Here is a 16,759-nt window from a genome sequence, read left to right as displayed (position 1 = left end):
CTCCTTTTCCTCTTTTTTATCAGTGTTGACACATAAAAAGAGGTTCAGACACAAAAATAGGCTGTGGAGAAGACTTTCTCCACAGCCTGAAAAAAAGAGCTAGTTAAACTAGCTCTTTTTTTACTTTACGTATAATTGTTGATTCGGATAAATAAGCTCTTGCTGCAGTCCGTTTTTTTCTTTAATTTCCTTAACTGACATACTAAATTTCCGTGCAATACTAACTAAAGTGTCCCCTTTTTGGACGACATATAACGATGAAGAAACGACTTCATTTCTTTGTTCATTTAAAACAAGCAGCGGATTCATCGCATTCTTTTTCGCCATCGTCCATCTTCCTTGATGAACTTCTAAATGTAAGTGTGCACCTCGCGATTCTCCTGTATTCCCTACTTCTCCAATTATTTTTCCTTTTGAAATATAATCCCCTTGAACTACATATCTCTTATTTAAATGTGCATATACAGCCTCATATTCTCCATGTTTAATAAATACAACATTTCCGTAACTACTGGAATAATAAGACTTTGTTACCTTACCTTCTTGAATAGCTACCACAGGCGCGCCGATCGGTGCCGCTATATCTATACCGTAGTGTTTTCCGTGCCTTGTCCCAAAATAATCACTTATCTGTCCTTCAACAGGCCATGTCCATTGATTTCCCTCTGCGTACACATGTAATTGAGATAAAAACAATACTGTCAATAACATGACGCCACATTTTAACACTTTCATATACATCCTCCGTTTTCTAATTACCACCATACCTTCTCTATTTTGGTATATTACAGAAAAAAGTATACAAAAAAAAGAAAGTGAATCACTCCACTTCCTTCTCATTTTTATCACGAAAAACGATTGCACTGCGATTATACTCTACATCTTTTACTTGTAATCGAGCATTTATTACTCTGGCTACTGCAAACAAATAATCAGATAATCTATTTACATACTTTAGAACAATTTCATTAATTTCCCCTTCTTTTTGTAAAGTCACTATACATCGCTCCGCTCGCCTTACAACCGTACGTGCCATATGAATAGCAGCAGCTGGCTCGCTTCCACCTGGTAAAATAAAGCGCTCTAGCGGCGGTGCTTCTTCTATATACGAATCAATCCTTCTTTCTAAGCTTTCGACCATTTCCATCTTCACTTTATAAGGGATTTTCCCTGCTACTATCGCCAAGTCTCCTCCGCAATCAAATAGTTCATGTTGAATATTTTCAAGTTCATTGTAAATATCTCCGAAAGACCCGCCTTGTAGCTTCGTCATCGCATATCCAATATGAGAATTCGCCTCATCTATCGTGCCATATGCTTCAACTCGAATATCATCTTTAGCCACTCTGCCGCCTATTACACTTGTTTTCCCTTTATCTCCTGTTTTTGTGTATAATTTCATCGCTTTACGACACCCCTCTTATTATTCTTCATTCGACTTAGATAGAAAAAAGTTCTACTATTATTTATTTAATTGATTTACAAAAAAATAAAAACAGTAGAACTTTATTCATTATCAACTTTAAAAACACATATCTAAATTATACGATTCGGTAAATATACAGAGAATGTAGTTCCCTCTCCAACAACACTTGAAACAGCAATTTTCCCCTCATGGCCTTGCACAATATTTTTTGCAATCGCAAGCCCAAGTCCTGTTCCACCTTTTTTCCCACGTGTTCTTGCTTTATCAGCTTTATAGAAACGATCAAATAAAAATGGAATATCTTCCTCGGGAATACCAGCACCCGAATCTTGCACTTCAAAAATAAGTCCATTATTTTTCGTATCAATTACAAGCGTTACATGCCCACCTGCATTCGTATGACGAATTGCGTTATCAATTAAATTCGTCAATACTTGTTCCATACGATCTGCATCAAACGGGTATTGCTCAATTGGATTTTGAAAGTCAACCGTTAATTCGACTTCTTTATCCTTTGCAATCCCTTGGAATTTTCGGCTTATTTTTTCAACGAAAGGATGAATATCTACTTCACCGATATGTAACTCTACATTACCACTTTCCATACGCGCTAAATCTAACAATTCATTTACAAGTTTACCTAAACGGACGGATTCATCATAAATGATTTGAACAAACTCATTAATTTCTTCTTTCGTTTGCACAATATCATCTAAAATTGCTTCACTGTATCCTTGAAGCATTACCATCGGTGTACGAAGTTCATGTGATACGTTTGCAATAAAGTCTTGACGCATCTTCTCGAGACGACGTTCTTCCGTCATATCACGCAATACTGCTACAGCACCACGAATTTTCGTTTGGTTGTAAAGCGGCGTCATAAGAACTACGTAGTTACCTTTTTGTAAATTAATTTCAACTACTTGTTGTTGTTCGCTTTCTACAACGAGATGGAATAGTTCAACAAGTTCAGAAGGTAGCTTTTTACTTAATTCTACTTCTTTTTCTTCTTGCCAAACTTGTAAGAAATGTTCAGCCGGCGGATTGATTACAACAACTTCGCCTTCTTGATTTAACGTAATAACCCCATCTGCCATACTACTTAATATACTAGCTAACTGTTCTTTCTCTTGTTGCAGGGCATTCATATTAAACTTCAACTGTTTCCCCATTTGATTTAAGGCCGTTGCAAGCTCACCAATCTCGTCCTGAGATACCATAGGAGCTTTCGCATCAAACTTCCCACGCGACACCTCAAAAGCAACCTCACGCATTTTACGAAGTGGTGCTGTAATTCGAGTAGATAAGAAGAATGCAAAGAAAGTTGTTAATATAATCGCAATCCCTGCTGATAAGAATATAAAATCAGTCGTTCTTTCCATACCTTGTATCGGTACTTGTAAAGATTCGTATACGAACACTGCACTTTGATTTTTTGACTGTACTGGTTTTCCAACAATCATAATATCATTTTCAGTGTTTTTATTCTTTCTACTATTAGAGGCTTTTCTAATGTTATTCTTAATTTCTTTTTTATCTGTAAAAACAGCCGCTAATTCTTTATCTTCTTTCAAATCATCCATTGTAAGAGTAACTAAACCTTCTTGTTTCGGCGAAGAAGATATTTCTTTACCATCTTCTACAATAATGATCCTTGAAAGTGGATCAGAGAATTTGTACGCGATATTCTCAATCGTTTTTACATCGGCACCTTCTTCAATTAACTCTGAAACACTTGTTGCAACTTTTTGAAGCCTAGTTTCACTCATATCAACATAATATGTTCTAAAAAACTGTGAAAGTAAAATTGCAACAAATCCAAGCACAAACGAAACGAGAAGTAATATGGTCATCCATAACTTCCCTACTACACTTCTCCAAAGCATCAGTCGTTCACAACCTCAAACTTGTAACCTACGCCCCAAACGGTAACAATCATCTTCGCAGCGTCTGGTGATTTTTTGCTTAACTTCTCACGTAAACGCTTTACATGCGTATCAACTGTACGTAAATCTCCGAAGAACTCATATTGCCATACTTCTTTTAACAATTGCTCACGATCAAACACTTTATCAGGCGCTTTCGCTAAGAATAATAGTAATTCGTACTCTTTTGGTGTTAAGTTCACCTCATTACCATCTGCTGTAACACGGTGTGCATCATTATCAATTGTTAAATGAGGGAACACAGTAACATCTTTTGTCGTTGTATCTTGTGTAAAGAATGTTGTTGGTACAGAACGGCGTAAGACCGCTTTCACACGAAGCACTACTTCACGTGGGCTAAATGGTTTCACAATATAATCATCTGTGCCTACCTCAAACCCTTGTACTCGGTTTACTTCTTCACCCTTTGCTGTCAACATAATAATTGGCGTCGCCTTCTTCTCACGAACCCCTTTACACACTTCAATACCATCTTTACCAGGCATCATAAGATCTAATAAGATTAAATCATAATCATTTTGCAGTGCCATTTCTAAAGCTGTATCACCATTGTCTGCTTCTTCAATTGTGTATTGTTCTCTCTCTAAATACATTTTCAACAAACGACGAATACGATCCTCATCGTCTACAATTAAAATTCTTGATTCATTTTCCATTTCTACCCGTTGCGTACTTTTACCACAACGGTTCACACCTACCCTTCTATACTATTATGTTGCGCTATTCTCGTTTATTTAAGCAATCTTCTAAATGTTTCACTTTCCATATTATGCTTCACAAGAATAATAAAGTTTGTTCAATTTTTTTCCAAAACTATGTATTTTTTTTGAACAGTATATAATGTCCTCGACATCATTTTACAAAATCAACCGCTACTTTGTCATGTTTTTCTCAAAAAAGAAGAAAAGTTGACAAAAATAAAATAGGAAAGTGACATACACTCTCCTATTTTATTTCTCTATGCGTATGAATGTAAACCCGCGATAATTAAGTTTACTACAATAAAGTTAAACATAATGATTGCAAAACCAATTACCGCTAACCATGCCGACTTCTCTCCATGCCACCCTTTTGATAAGCGTAAATGTAATACCGCCGCATAAAAGAGCCAAGTAATAAGCGCCCAAACCTCTTTCGGATCCCAGCCCCAAAAACGTGTCCACGCTATTTGAGCCCAAATCATCGCAAAAATCAATGCACCTAATGTGAAAACAGGGAATCCAATTGCAATAGATCGATATCCGATTTCATCTAGTAAATCACTATTCGTATTCTTTACTAACGGCTGGAGTGCCGCCGAAACTCGTTTCCGTAAAACCAGCCTTAATACAAGATAAAGTAACGTCCCAACTAACACTGACCAAATAACAGTATTTAATTTTTTCGCATTTACAATCGCTGGGACTTCAGCTTTTGGTTCTAATTTATTTTCTGTCAATAACTTCCCTTCATGCGGTCCAACTAAAGCTGGAAGATTGTACTTCATTTCCACTTGTTGTTCATTTTTATCAATCCATTGGAACTTCGCTTCATATTTCATACTAGAAAATACCGTTGTTACTCCAATAAATCCAACTGTACAAACAAGCGTGAACACAACCGTTTCTAGCCAAAATGTACGTTTGCTTCTCGTTGATTGATCTACATTTTTCAATAAATACATAACGCCCGTTATAAAACTGATCGCTAAGATTGCTTGCCCTGCTGCTGCAGTCGTCACGTGAATATGTAACCAATTACTTTTTAAAGATGGAATAAGCGGAGATATTTCCCTCGGAAACATACTCGCGTAGGCAATTAATAAAAGCGCAACTGGTAATGCAAAGAGTCCGATTATACTTACGCGGTACATAAAATACATGACAATAAATGCTCCAACAAGCATCATGCCAAAAAACGTACCGAATTCAAAAAAGTTACTAACTGGTGCATGTCCTGATGCAATCCATCTTGTAACAAAATATACTGTTTGTGCAATAAACCCTAAAATTGTAATCGTTATTCCTACATTCGCCCATTTATGACCTTTTTCTTTAATTGCTCCCCCGAAAAATAGAGTGGCAATTAAATATAAAATAAATGCGGTAAAGAGAAAGTTACTACTTATTTGCACCATATCGTTTCCCCACCTTAACTAATTTTTTTATCCACTACTTTATCGCTTGGTTGCGGAATTGCTGTACCTTCTATTACTCTTTCAATATCTTTCTTTAAACCGAACCAATTTTTATTCGTATGTCCTGCAATCCACCATTCATCATTAACGCGTTGTATCCAAATACGGCGATGATTCCAATACATCCCTTGAATGACACCAACCATAAATATAAATCCTCCAATACCGAGAATCCAAAGCGTTAAATCTTTCCTTACAGTAAGCGCGGTTGCATTTTGCATTTCCACACCTGCAAACGACATTTTATACTTATTATTTCCATCAGGTTCTATATTTTGCTGAATACCAACAAAACTCACTTCACCATCCGGTGTTTCAGGGGTAAACATTTTAAACACAAATGCAGGATTGTTCGGTAATTTCGTTTTCGTATTTGGTCTTCCATTCTCGTCAAAATAAAAATCCGGGAAATAGCTTAATAGTTCTAAAGAATAACCGTTTCCTAAATCAAATTTTTCTGTGGGATTCGTTAAATCTACTTTAATCGGTCCCCACTTTTGATTATTTTCTTTGTTTTGTAAGTTAAAGGACATACTTTTAAATTCATTTTCTTTGTAATCCAATTGATAAACAGCGAACTCATCAAATTTCATTGGCTCATTTACTCGAATTTCCGCTTCTTTTACTTTTTCTAATTTCGGTTTTTGTCCTGCTATATTTTCGCCGACCACTTTATATAATACAGCATTCGTTTGGAAGTTTTTCGCAATCATCTTATCGCCTACACGATCAATCGCTTCATCAAAAACTTCTTTGTCCTTACTTTTATCATAAACTTCCTTTATAAACTTCTCGTTTTTTAAATAGTATTGCCCATCCGTTCCTGGTATTTCTTTCGTTTCACCATCACGTAACCAAAGTGCTTCATCTACGTACATACTCGGTAAAAAACGGAGCATTGCACCGAATAAAAAGATAATGAGACCGATATGATTCACATATGGACCCCATCGTGAAAACCGTCCCTTTTCAGCTAAAATGTTCCCATCTTCCACTTTCACGTTATAGTTCGTTTTCTTTAAATTCATTTGCACTCTTTCCAAATCACCATCTTGCGGTGTACCAGTGCCATATAACCTTTGTCTCTTTAAAAAACTAGGGTGCCTTTTCACCCCTTGTTTCTTTAATGCTTTATAAAGCGGAATGACACGATCCAAACTACATATCACAAGTGAAATACCAATTGAAGCAATTAAAATCATATACCACCATGAACCGTATAAATTATTAAATCCTAATTGATAGTATAATTGCCCTAAAAATCCGTATTCTTCCTTATAATATTCAGCGGGTGCAACCCCTGGAGTTATGTACATTTCTTGCGGAAAAATAGTTCCAATCGCCGATGCAGCTAAAGTAATTACAATGAGCCATACACCCACTTTTACAGAAGAGAAAAAGCTCCAAATTTTATCGACTATCGTTTTTGTTTGCGTGAGAGATCTTCGAGCACTCCCCTCATAGCGCATATCCAATAGTTTTATATTTTCATTGCTTTCAAACGGTTTCCCGCAAGCTTCACAAAAAACAGTTCCTATTGGATTCACATGTCCACATTCACACTTAATTTCTTTCAACACTCTCACCGCCCTTGTATCTATGTGTACTATTGTATATTCTAACCTTAAGTTACCACAATACTCAGAATTTTTAAACCGAAGGTACTATAGGTAAGCACCTCCTATGTAAAGGCTTTCTTTATTACGGAGTAATTTTCTTTAAATATCCTTCTAACTGTTCTTTCGTTTGTTCACCTATAATTTGTTCCACTACTATTCCATTTTTATCAATCAAGAAGCTTGTCGGTAATGGTCCTACCCCATATGTGCTTATGATTTTTGTTCCTTTATCAATGGCAACCGGGAATTTCAAATCATATTGTTTCACAAAGTTCTTAACAGCAATATCTGTTTCATCTGCATCTAACGCAATGATTTCTACGCCTTTTTCTTTATACTTTGGATATAATTCGTTCATATAAGGCATTTCTTTCTCACAAGGTTTACACCAAGTGCCCCAAAAGTTTAAAAATACACCTTTTCCCTTTAAATCTTTTAGTTCAATTTTCTTTCCTTCTAAATCTGTCACAACAAAGTTAGGTGCTTCTTTTCCAATTTGCATTTTCTCTTTATCAGCAAAGAATCCTTGATAAAGTGTAAATCCTACAGCACCGCTTAAAATGAGCAGAATAATAACGCGAAATAATAAGCGATTTTTTTTCATATTGTCTCCCCTCTCTTCGACGAGTGATGCATATATGTATTTTTTAATAAATCACCAGCGGAGCATTCCACTGGTGAAATTTTCACAATATCGATTAGCGAGGCTTTGTAGAAGCCAATGCACGTAATTGTTTCACCTCATGTGGTGTCAATTCTCTTGCATCACCAGGTCGCAGACTTCCTACTTCTAAGAAAGCATAGCGTTCACGCTTTAGTTTCACTACTTTACAATCTAACGCTTCAAACATACGACGTACTTGACGGTTACGTCCTTCATGAATTGTTAATTGTACAATCGCCATTTCTTTACGCTTGTCCCAAGAAATGATTTTCACACGCGCTGGTGCTGTTTTCCCGTCTTCTAACATAACACCGCGTTCTAACATGCGAATTTTCTCACCTGTTAGTGGACCTTTTATTTTTGCAACATACGTTTTTTCAACTTTATATCTAGGGTGCATTAATACGTTTGCGAAGTCCCCATCGTTTGTCATTAATAATACGCCAGACGTATCATAATCTAAGCGTCCGATTGGGAATAAACGTTGTGTAATTTCTGGGAAAAAGTCTGTTACAACATTTCTTCCTTTATCATCTGATACACTTGAAATTACGCCAGTTGGTTTATATAGTAAAAAATAAACAGGTTCTTCTTTTTCAAGAGGGATGTTATTTACTTCTACTTTATCTTGAGGAGTTACTTTCGTTCCTAACTCCTTCACTATTTTTCCATTCACTTTCACTTTTCCTTGCTGAATTAATTCCTCAGCCTTTCTTCTCGATGCAATACCTGCTTGTGCAATCACTTTTTGTAATCGTTCCATTTCTTTTTTTCACCTCGAATTTATCTTACCTTACATTAGAAAGACTTGGCAACCGCATACGCTTGACGGCTCTTCGCTTCACCTTACTTAAACAACATAGCGATGATAATAAACATATAAAGGTCAAATCATGTTTTTACCTTTTATTATTGTCCATCTTTTTCATATTTCTCACAATAAAAGTTCATCATTTTGTCAAAAATACCGCATAAAAAAACCACTATTAAGCAACACCTTAATAGTGGTCGTATACGTATTATAAGCGAAATAGCATAAAAAATGAATAGTATTACTTAAACATTAAAGAAACAAACACAATGGAACAAATAATTCCGATCAAATCGGCAAAAAGTCCCACCTTTAATGCATCTCCCATTTTTCTAATTCCAACAGCTCCGAAGTATACTGTTAAAATATAAAAAGTCGTATCTGTACTTCCTTGCATTGTAGAAGCTAACCTTCCAATAAACGAGTCTGGCCCATATGTGGCAATTAAATCGGTCGTTATACTTAAACCAGCAGAGCCTGAAATAGGGCGTATAAGTGCTAGCGGAACAATTTCTGCTGGGACGTGAATTAAATCTAACATCGGCTTCATTACTGATATCATTGCATCCAATGCACCTGAAGCTCGAAATATAGAAATAGATACAAGCATCCCAACCATAAACGGTAAAATGGAAATCGCAATTTGAATTCCTTCTTTTCCTCCCTCAACGAATGATTCATAAGTTGGCACTTTCTTAATCGTGCCATATAACAGGATAAAACCAATTACACAAGGAATTACCCATAATGATATCGTATTTACAATGCTCATTTTTTCCGCCCCTTCCTACTCCTTCTTCGGTAAAAATAGCGGTCAATCCAAATCGCTCCGATCATAGAGAGTACTTGTGCAATGAATGTTACCCCAACAATTTCAGTAGGATTCGCTGATTCATACGTCATTCGAATAGAAATAACGGTTGTAGGAATTAAAGTAATCGCTGATGTATTTAGCGCAAGAAACGTCACCATGGAACGGCTCGCCGAATCCTTTCCTCCATTTAACTCTTTCAATTGTTCCATCGCTTTAATACCAAGAGGAGTCGCTGCATTACCTAATCCAAAAAAGTTCGCCATCATATTCGATAAAATAAACCCCATTGACGGATGATCTTTCGGTATTTCTGGAAACAGCCTTTTTACTATCGGCATAAAAAGTGCCACTAACTTTTTTAACAACCCTGCTTCCTCTGCAATTTTCATTAAACCGAGCCAAAATACTAATACACTAATAAGCCCTATACAAATTGTTACTGCGTCTTTTGCCCCGTCAAATACAGCTTTATTTATTTCCTCCATCGTTCCATTTATCATGGCATAAACAATCCCTATGACTGCCATCGCTACCCATACGAGATTAACCATCGCTCCCAACACCTATCATATGAGAAAAAATTTCTTTCACATTATTCCAATACATTCCCGTTGTAGCTACTAACTTTCGTTTACTATAAAATAAATTCCGTTCTCCAACTTTCTCATTGCCAACATAAATTTCTGTCTTCCCAACCTTTACTCCATCTTTAAGTTTTGCACTTTTATCGAGTTCAACTTTTAATATGACATGCTTTCTTTCCTGCTCAGTTAATGGCACCGCGAAACTATTTTTCGTATATACATGATTGGCATATTTCTTTTCAGTTATTTCAGCAAGAGCTCCTTGTCCTACAACGTTCGTTTGCTTGAAACGTTCAAAACCTTTATCAAATAAATTCATGTGATCGTCCCAATCGCTAGAAGCGCTCAAAGTTACGACAATTAGATCTAGTCCATCTTTTGATGCTGTTGTAACAAGCGTCCGTCCTGCTTTCTTCGTAAAACCTGTTTTTCCTCCTGTTGCAAATTCATAATACGACGTCACGAGTTTATGTTTATTTTTCCACGGATAATCCCACGAATCTGATTTATACGTTTTTGTCCCAAAAATCTTCTTAAAGGTTTCGTTCCCCATCGCATACTTCGTTAATAGTGCCATATCATAAGCAGACGAATAATGAGATCCATCTCCATCCAAGCCATGTGGGTTTGAAAAGTGCGTATCTTTCATTCCAATTTGTTTCGCCTTTTCATTCATTAAATATACGAACCCTTCTATACTCCCTCCTACATTTTCAGCAATTACTTGTGCTGCATCATTACCAGATCTAAGCATGAGCCCATATACTAAATCCTCTAACTTCACCTTCTGTCCAGGCTTTAAATAAATTGCTGAACCTTCTACTCTCACTGCTTCATTACTAACCGATACCATTTCTTTCATTTTGCCTGATTCAGCAGCTAACAAGGCTGTCATAATTTTTGTTATACTAGCAATTTTTTGTGGCTCATGTTCTGCTTTTCCGTATAATACACGACCTGATTGTTGCTCCATTAATACAGCATTTCGAGCACTGACATTACTGTTCATCTTTGCATATGTAGGAATTGACATAACGCTTGCGTACATAATAAGAAGCGTAATTATTACACAAATTCGTCTCATATTTCCCCCCACGTCCTTTTGGCACTTTTTGTACAAGTGTATGCTTGGCCTTTTAAAATATGAACGAAATATCCCTCCCCTTCCAATAAAAAAGACGCAGAGAACCTGCGTCTAATACGGTGTCCATTCAATTTGTTTCGCACTTTCAAATCTTTTTTCTACATCAGGCCAATTGACAACATTCCACCAGTTTTTAATATATTCATCTTTACGATTTTGGTATTGTAAATAATACGCATGTTCCCACACGTCTAGTACAAGGAGCGGTATCGTATCCCATTGTGTAAATAATTGATGAAGTGTACTCTGTAAAATTTCTAACCTTCCAGATCGTGGCACCCAAACGAGAATCGCCCATCCTGATCCTTCCACTTTAGAAGCTGCTTCTGTGAAATGTTTTTGAAAGCGTAAAAAACTCCCAAAATCTTGTTCAATTTGTTGTGAAAGAGCCCCTCTTGGACTTCCTCCACCACCTTTTTTCATGTTATTCCAAAATATCGTGTGTAAGTAATGACCCGATCCATGAAAAGCCGCTTCTCTTTCCCAATGCTTAATTAGATCAAATTGATTTGTTTTTCTCGCCTCTTCCATCATCTTTTCTGCCTTATTTAATCCCTCCACATAACTGCGATGATGTTTATCATGGTGTAACATCATAATTTCTCTAGAAATATACGGTTCTAACGCATTATACGGATAAGGTAATGGTGGAAGTGTGTGTCCTCCAATGGGAACAGCTCGTTCACTTTCCCCTCTTTCATATAGTTCATACTCCTCTTCTCCCTGTACGAACACTTCCTGCAAATGATGCTGAATATGCTCTACATCATCACTTATTTCATACATAAACTCTGCATCTGTATCATACTCATGCTCTTTCATACGGTCTAATAACGTTTGGATTTTATAAGCAAGCATATGGACATCATACACTTCCATTGCACGGCTATCTAATACGTGAAGAACACTTTCACACCAGTTTTCTACTTCATGAAAGTAATCTGTAAATACACCTTGCTGACTCATGTTACACCTCCTTAATACTATCCCCTTAAATATATTCAAAGGAAATCCCTTATATAACTGTACAAAAGGAAAAGAAGCTAAGTCCCCTTAGCTTCTTTTTCGCCATTAATATTTGTGTAACATCTTTGTTTGATAATCCGTCTCATAATATTCTAGTTCTTCACGCATTAATTGAAATTTACCTTCTAAACTCTTCATCACTTGCTCTATAGATACAGGTGGCGTTTGTTGAAAAACGATGGAGTTTTTCCCTGTATAAGCAGATCGACTATTTTCATACCAATAATCACTCTTTGGTGAAAAAAACTCTGCAATTACTTGATGATAAATTTTATATAGAATTTTTTCAGCTGCTGTTTTTCGAAATGGCTGGCTATTTAACAAAACAAAACATGCATCATGTCCTTCTTCACAAAAAACGAGAAGACGTCTTATTGACGCTAATAACCCTTTATAATATTGTTCATTCCCTGCTGGTGTCTCTTCTAATAAAGAAGGTAACGTATGATAATTTACATAATTGGTTATCAAATGAATAACATCTTCTAAAAACATAGAAACTTGTTCTGTTTGATTTTCAACCATTAGATTAGACATTTTTTCCCTCTCCTTTGCCATTTCACGCTATTTCTACTCTTTTATTTTTATGTAATTCAGCCAATATTTCTTGTACTTTCACCACTGTTCCCGCATCAAAATATTGTTGGAATTCTTCTATATTATTTAAATACAAACGTTTTTGCATGCGAAGCTCATTCTCTTTCAGTAAACAACATATCGCTACAATATCTCGCAAATATATGTCTTTTTCTTCTACTTTACATACTGAATTTCCTTCAAAAGGAGTAATTTCTTGTAAAACTTCTTCAAAATACCGTACGTATAAAACGGAAAAGGTTCTTTCTTTATCATTTAATATATATGTCACTTCAGATCTATTAAAAAAATCTTCTGATGTATTAGGTTTTTCTTTCTCTAGCTCATACCCCGCATAACCTATTATAATCATCTACTTCCCCCCTCTTCCTTCTTTCAACTTATTTTAACTTAATTTTCTGACAAACGAAATACTCTTTTAAATATAACCATCATAAAAAATAGCTTCCCTTATACAGGAATTTACCTTTTTATTTTTCTTGAAGTTTGTCATAATAATATTATTGTCTCAGTTTTCTTATACAAGGAGAGTTGTATTTATGTCGTTTTCATGGAAACGTTTCTTACAAATCGGGAAAATTATCTTCCCATTTGTTGTATTAACAATTGTATTCTTTCAAGCAAAAAAAGAATTAGCAGGCATTTCTTTTTTAGAAGCAATCAATACAATTAAAAACATTCCAACAGGAGGAGTCTTTTTAGCAATTACACTTGGTGCATTTGCCGTATCAACAATGTTCTTTTATGACTATGTTATGCTTCGTTATTTAAAAGCTGATATACCCGTCCAAAAGATTTTTCGCATCTCATGGATTGCTAATACTTTAAATGGATTCATTGGATTTGGTGGTCTCGTTGGAGCTGGTGTACGTACAATGCTTTATCGTCCACACATAAAAGAAAATGGTAAACTTATTAAAAGTATCGCCTGGATGACAACTGCTTTTATTAACGGACTAGCAATTCTTTCTTTCCTCGGTCTTATTGGAATATTAGACACAAGTTTTATTTTGCATGAAAAACCGTGGCTATGGCCTGTTCTTATCTTCTTCGCCCTTTTCGTCCCTATATACATTGGCTTTTCTAAACTAAAAAATAGAAAACCAAAGCAAACCGAAGGTCAAGAAGAAGGAGAAGACGAGAAAAATCCAACTGTTTTATACTCATTAGTTTCATTAGTTGAGTGGGTATCTGCCGGTATTGTTATGTACGTCATACTAATATTATTTGGCATCGATATCGAATTTCAAAAGTTTTTAGGTGTGTATGTAATTGCTGCTTTAGCTGGTGTTGTTAGTCTTGTACCTGGAGGACTTGGTTCATTTGATCTCGTCTTTTTAACTGGGCTCGGACAGTATGGCATCGATACAGGCGTATTACTACCTGCTATGTTATTATACCGCCTCGTCTATTACATTTTACCTTTCTGCCTTGGCCTTATTTTTGCAGCTTTTGAAATGACAGGCGTGGCCATTAAAAAGTTTGAAGATAAACCTTTTATCGCGCCTGCATTAGAAACAACTGGTGTTATATGGACTTTGCAACGTGATTTTCTAGGGAAACTAGGTTCATGGGCCTCTGCTGCTTTAACAGTATTTGCTGGACTAATGGTTATTTTATCGACCATTCTACCGACAAGTATAAACAGAGCACACGCCTTACATATTCTAGCTCCAAAACATCTTATTCAATTTTCTTTTAGCTTATCACTAACATTTGGTATTCTCCTCCTGATCCTTTCACGAGGCATATATTATGGAACAAAGCGTTCTTACTATATGACGATTATTTCCTTAATCGGAGCCGCCATCTTTAATACGCTAAAAGGGATTGATATTGAAGAAACGTTTATTTTATTAATTGTACTCGCTGTATTATATATGCTTCGTAAAAGATTTGTACGCGAGAAAATGGAAGTCTCACTTTCTGATATGGTAAAAGTTTTTATATTCTTACTTGTAACTTTATATTTATATAAAAACTTAGGTATTTTATTTGCAGGTGCAAAAGAAGCTTTTAAACCTGATTTTGTTGTTCGTAATATTACGCAAGTGAAACGAAGTGCATTAGCAGCTGCCTTTTTCGTTCCTACATTTTTACTGATTGGCTCACTCATTGCCAATCGTTATCGAAATGAATTTCCCGGGCAACCAGCTAATGATAAAAGATTGCAAAACTTTTTAGATGAACATAATGGAAATGTACTTAGTCATTTAGGATTTTTAGGAGATAAACAATTCTTCTTTAGTAGTGATGGGAAAGCGCTCCTTCTCTTCTCTATAACTGGAAAACGTCTCGTTGTGCTAGGTGATCCAATTGGGGATCCTTCCTCCTACCGTACTGTGTTACAAGAGTTTTTAGCTGAGGCTGATCGATTTGGATACATTTGTGTATTCTACCAAATCGAAAGTAAATGGATGAGTTTATATCATGATTTCGGTTACAACTTCTTTAAGCTCGGTGAAGAAGCTGTCGTTGATTTGAACACATTTACAATAACAGGAAAAAAACGCGCCGGTATGCGAGCGACTTTCAACCGTTTTGAACGAGAAGGCTATACATTCTCTATTCATCAGCCACCGTTCTCAAACGAATTATTTGAAGAGTTAAGAAAAGTTTCAGATGCGTGGCTCGGCGGAAAAAAAGAGAAAGGTTTTTCACTCGGATACTTTGATCGTGAATATATTAGCCGAGCGCCTATCGCTACATTATCTGATGCAGATGGAAAAATCATTGCATTTACAACCTTTATGCCCGTATATCAAGACGGATCATTGTCTGTTGATTTAATGCGCTATTATCCAGATGCACCTAGCGGCATTATGGATGCAATTTTCATCCACCTATTCCAGTGGGCAAAAGAAAATGAATACCATTCCTTTAATATTGGTATGGCACCACTTTCAAATGTAGGTTTATCGACACAGTCTTTCTGGTCTGAACGAGTTGCTGCTGCCATCTTTAATAATGTTCGTTATACGTATAGTTTCAGCGGGTTACGACATTTTAAAGAAAAATATAAACCAGCATGGAGCGGTAAATATTTAGCATTTAGAAAGAATCATTCTTTACCAATTACAATGCTCTCTGTAACAAAATTAATAGGAAAAAGAAAAAACGGCTAAACATTTAGCTGTTTTTTCTTTTTTGAACTTGTACAATAAATTCTTTTTCATATTTCTTACCATTTATATAGAAATCTCCCCATATTTTATACGTTCCTTCAGCAGGGAATGTAATGCGATATTGTAATTGCTCATCTGTATCAACAGGTATTGCGTATAAAAAATTTTCTCTCGTTTCGTCCACGATATAGAGCGCCTCCACTTCTCCTCTCTCTGAATGTAATTTCAATTTCTCACCCTTTTTCGATTGGAATTGAAATGTTAACGTCGCTGGTTCATTCGGATGCAATGCACCAAATAAAAGAGAAACTTCATACTCCCCTATTTTTTTTGTAAGTACACTATCGATTGGAAATTTTACTTTTTTCTTATTTTTCTCCTCTACTTCTCTCCCAAAATCTTTCTTCGCAAATGATTTCACCGACTTATTTTCGTCTTCATATAAAAATATTGTATATCTTTCATCTTTCGCTATTTTGGAAGATACTTTATATGATCCATTCCCTGCGAATGTAGGTTTCATTTGCTGTACATGCTTTAATTGTCCGTCCACAATAACTGCCTGAATTTGATCATTCACACCACGAACTTCGTTATTTTTATTATTTAGTAATTGGAATGAAATATCTACTTTCTCATTTCCTTTTCCGTATGACACATCCCATTTTACTTCCTGAATATCACCTACAGTCTCTGTAGTTTCTTGATACTTTTTTATGTAAAATCCTCCTACTACAATAAATAACAAAGCAACAAATCCAATGACAAGATTTTTCAAGACATCACCTACCATTTTTATTGTCTCTGTTCATACAAAACTTCTTACT

At 35.8% G+C, this 16,759-nt stretch carries 16 protein-coding genes; 1 reads left to right on the top strand and 15 read right to left on the bottom strand.

Annotated elements, in window-relative coordinates; genetic code table 11:
* Nucleotides 1-120: 120 nt before the first annotated feature.
* The 14 genes from ACUXEY_RS24410 to ACUXEY_RS24345 form a co-directional block, all read right to left on the bottom strand.
* Nucleotides 121-735 (bottom strand): peptidoglycan DD-metalloendopeptidase family protein, encoded by a 615-nt coding sequence (locus ACUXEY_RS24410; protein ID WP_166702150.1) that lies wholly within the window; start codon nt 733-735, stop codon nt 121-123.
* A gap of 85 nt (nt 736-820) precedes the next feature.
* Nucleotides 821-1,402, bottom strand: a complete 582-nt coding sequence (locus ACUXEY_RS24405; RefSeq protein ID WP_429602162.1) for a cob(I)yrinic acid a,c-diamide adenosyltransferase — start codon at nt 1,400-1,402, stop codon at nt 821-823.
* Nucleotides 1,403-1,536: 134 nt separating this feature from the next.
* Nucleotides 1,537-3,312 (bottom strand): sensor histidine kinase ResE, encoded by a 1,776-nt coding sequence (resE, locus tag ACUXEY_RS24400; protein ID WP_429602160.1) that lies wholly within the window; start codon nt 3,310-3,312, stop codon nt 1,537-1,539.
* Nucleotides 3,312-4,028: a DNA-binding response regulator ResD gene (gene resD / locus ACUXEY_RS24395; protein WP_000426862.1), complete on the bottom strand. Its 717-nt coding sequence runs from the start codon at nt 4,026-4,028 to the stop codon at nt 3,312-3,314. The genes resE and resD overlap by 1 nt, the downstream gene beginning before the upstream one ends.
* Nucleotides 4,029-4,330: 302 nt before the next feature.
* Nucleotides 4,331-5,488: a cytochrome c biogenesis protein ResC gene (gene resC / locus ACUXEY_RS24390; RefSeq protein WP_087958103.1), complete on the bottom strand. Its 1,158-nt coding sequence runs from the start codon at nt 5,486-5,488 to the stop codon at nt 4,331-4,333.
* 14 nt (nt 5,489-5,502) lie between these two features.
* Complete coding sequence (gene resB / locus ACUXEY_RS24385) at nt 5,503-7,128, bottom strand: cytochrome c biogenesis protein ResB (protein ID WP_166702147.1); 1,626 nt, start codon at nt 7,126-7,128, stop codon at nt 5,503-5,505.
* Between the two features lie 121 nt (nt 7,129-7,249).
* On the bottom strand, nt 7,250-7,771 hold the full coding sequence (gene resA / locus ACUXEY_RS24380; protein ID WP_151631096.1) for a thiol-disulfide oxidoreductase ResA: 522 nt from the start codon (nt 7,769-7,771) through the stop codon (nt 7,250-7,252).
* A 94-nt stretch (nt 7,772-7,865) separates the two neighbouring features.
* On the bottom strand, nt 7,866-8,594 hold the full coding sequence (rluB, locus tag ACUXEY_RS24375) for a 23S rRNA pseudouridine(2605) synthase RluB (RefSeq protein ID WP_029440666.1): 729 nt from the start codon (nt 8,592-8,594) through the stop codon (nt 7,866-7,868).
* Nucleotides 8,595-8,883: 289 nt separating this feature from the next.
* Nucleotides 8,884-9,414 (bottom strand): spore maturation protein SpmB, encoded by a 531-nt coding sequence (spmB, locus tag ACUXEY_RS24370; protein WP_000029511.1) that lies wholly within the window; start codon nt 9,412-9,414, stop codon nt 8,884-8,886.
* Nucleotides 9,411-10,007: a spore maturation protein SpmA gene (spmA, locus tag ACUXEY_RS24365; RefSeq protein WP_000247808.1), complete on the bottom strand. Its 597-nt coding sequence runs from the start codon at nt 10,005-10,007 to the stop codon at nt 9,411-9,413. The genes spmB and spmA overlap by 4 nt, the downstream gene beginning before the upstream one ends.
* On the bottom strand, nt 10,000-11,124 hold the full coding sequence (gene dacB, locus ACUXEY_RS24360; RefSeq protein ID WP_461301809.1) for a D-alanyl-D-alanine carboxypeptidase DacB: 1,125 nt from the start codon (nt 11,122-11,124) through the stop codon (nt 10,000-10,002). The genes spmA and dacB overlap by 8 nt, the downstream gene beginning before the upstream one ends.
* 111 nt (nt 11,125-11,235) lie before the next feature.
* On the bottom strand, nt 11,236-12,150 hold the full coding sequence (locus ACUXEY_RS24355; RefSeq protein ID WP_098670396.1) for a superoxide dismutase: 915 nt from the start codon (nt 12,148-12,150) through the stop codon (nt 11,236-11,238).
* 105 nt (nt 12,151-12,255) lie between these two features.
* Entirely contained in the window at nt 12,256-12,747 is a 492-nt protein-coding gene (locus ACUXEY_RS24350; RefSeq protein WP_429602157.1) for a YpuI family protein, read from the bottom strand.
* Nucleotides 12,748-12,769: 22 nt separating this feature from the next.
* Nucleotides 12,770-13,159: a hypothetical protein gene (locus ACUXEY_RS24345; RefSeq protein WP_429602156.1), complete on the bottom strand. Its 390-nt coding sequence runs from the start codon at nt 13,157-13,159 to the stop codon at nt 12,770-12,772.
* A 187-nt stretch (nt 13,160-13,346) separates the two neighbouring features.
* Here ACUXEY_RS24345 and mprF point away from each other — a divergent pair, with 187 nt between their 5' ends.
* Entirely contained in the window at nt 13,347-15,932 is a 2,586-nt protein-coding gene (mprF, locus tag ACUXEY_RS24340; protein ID WP_429602155.1) for a bifunctional lysylphosphatidylglycerol flippase/synthetase MprF, read from the top strand.
* A 4-nt stretch (nt 15,933-15,936) separates the two neighbouring features.
* On the opposite strand, the gene ACUXEY_RS24335 is transcribed toward mprF, so the two are convergent.
* The gene (locus tag ACUXEY_RS24335) at nt 15,937-16,725 is read right to left on the bottom strand and encodes a hypothetical protein (protein WP_166702141.1); all 789 of its coding nucleotides are present in this window, start codon (nt 16,723-16,725) and stop codon (nt 15,937-15,939) included.
* Nucleotides 16,726-16,759 lie beyond the last annotated feature (34 nt).

This window comes from Bacillus sp. F9_6S_D1_P_5, from assembly GCF_054823925.1.
Note: the sequence above shows the minus strand (reverse complement) of the source record. Positions and strands in the feature narration are given on the sequence as shown.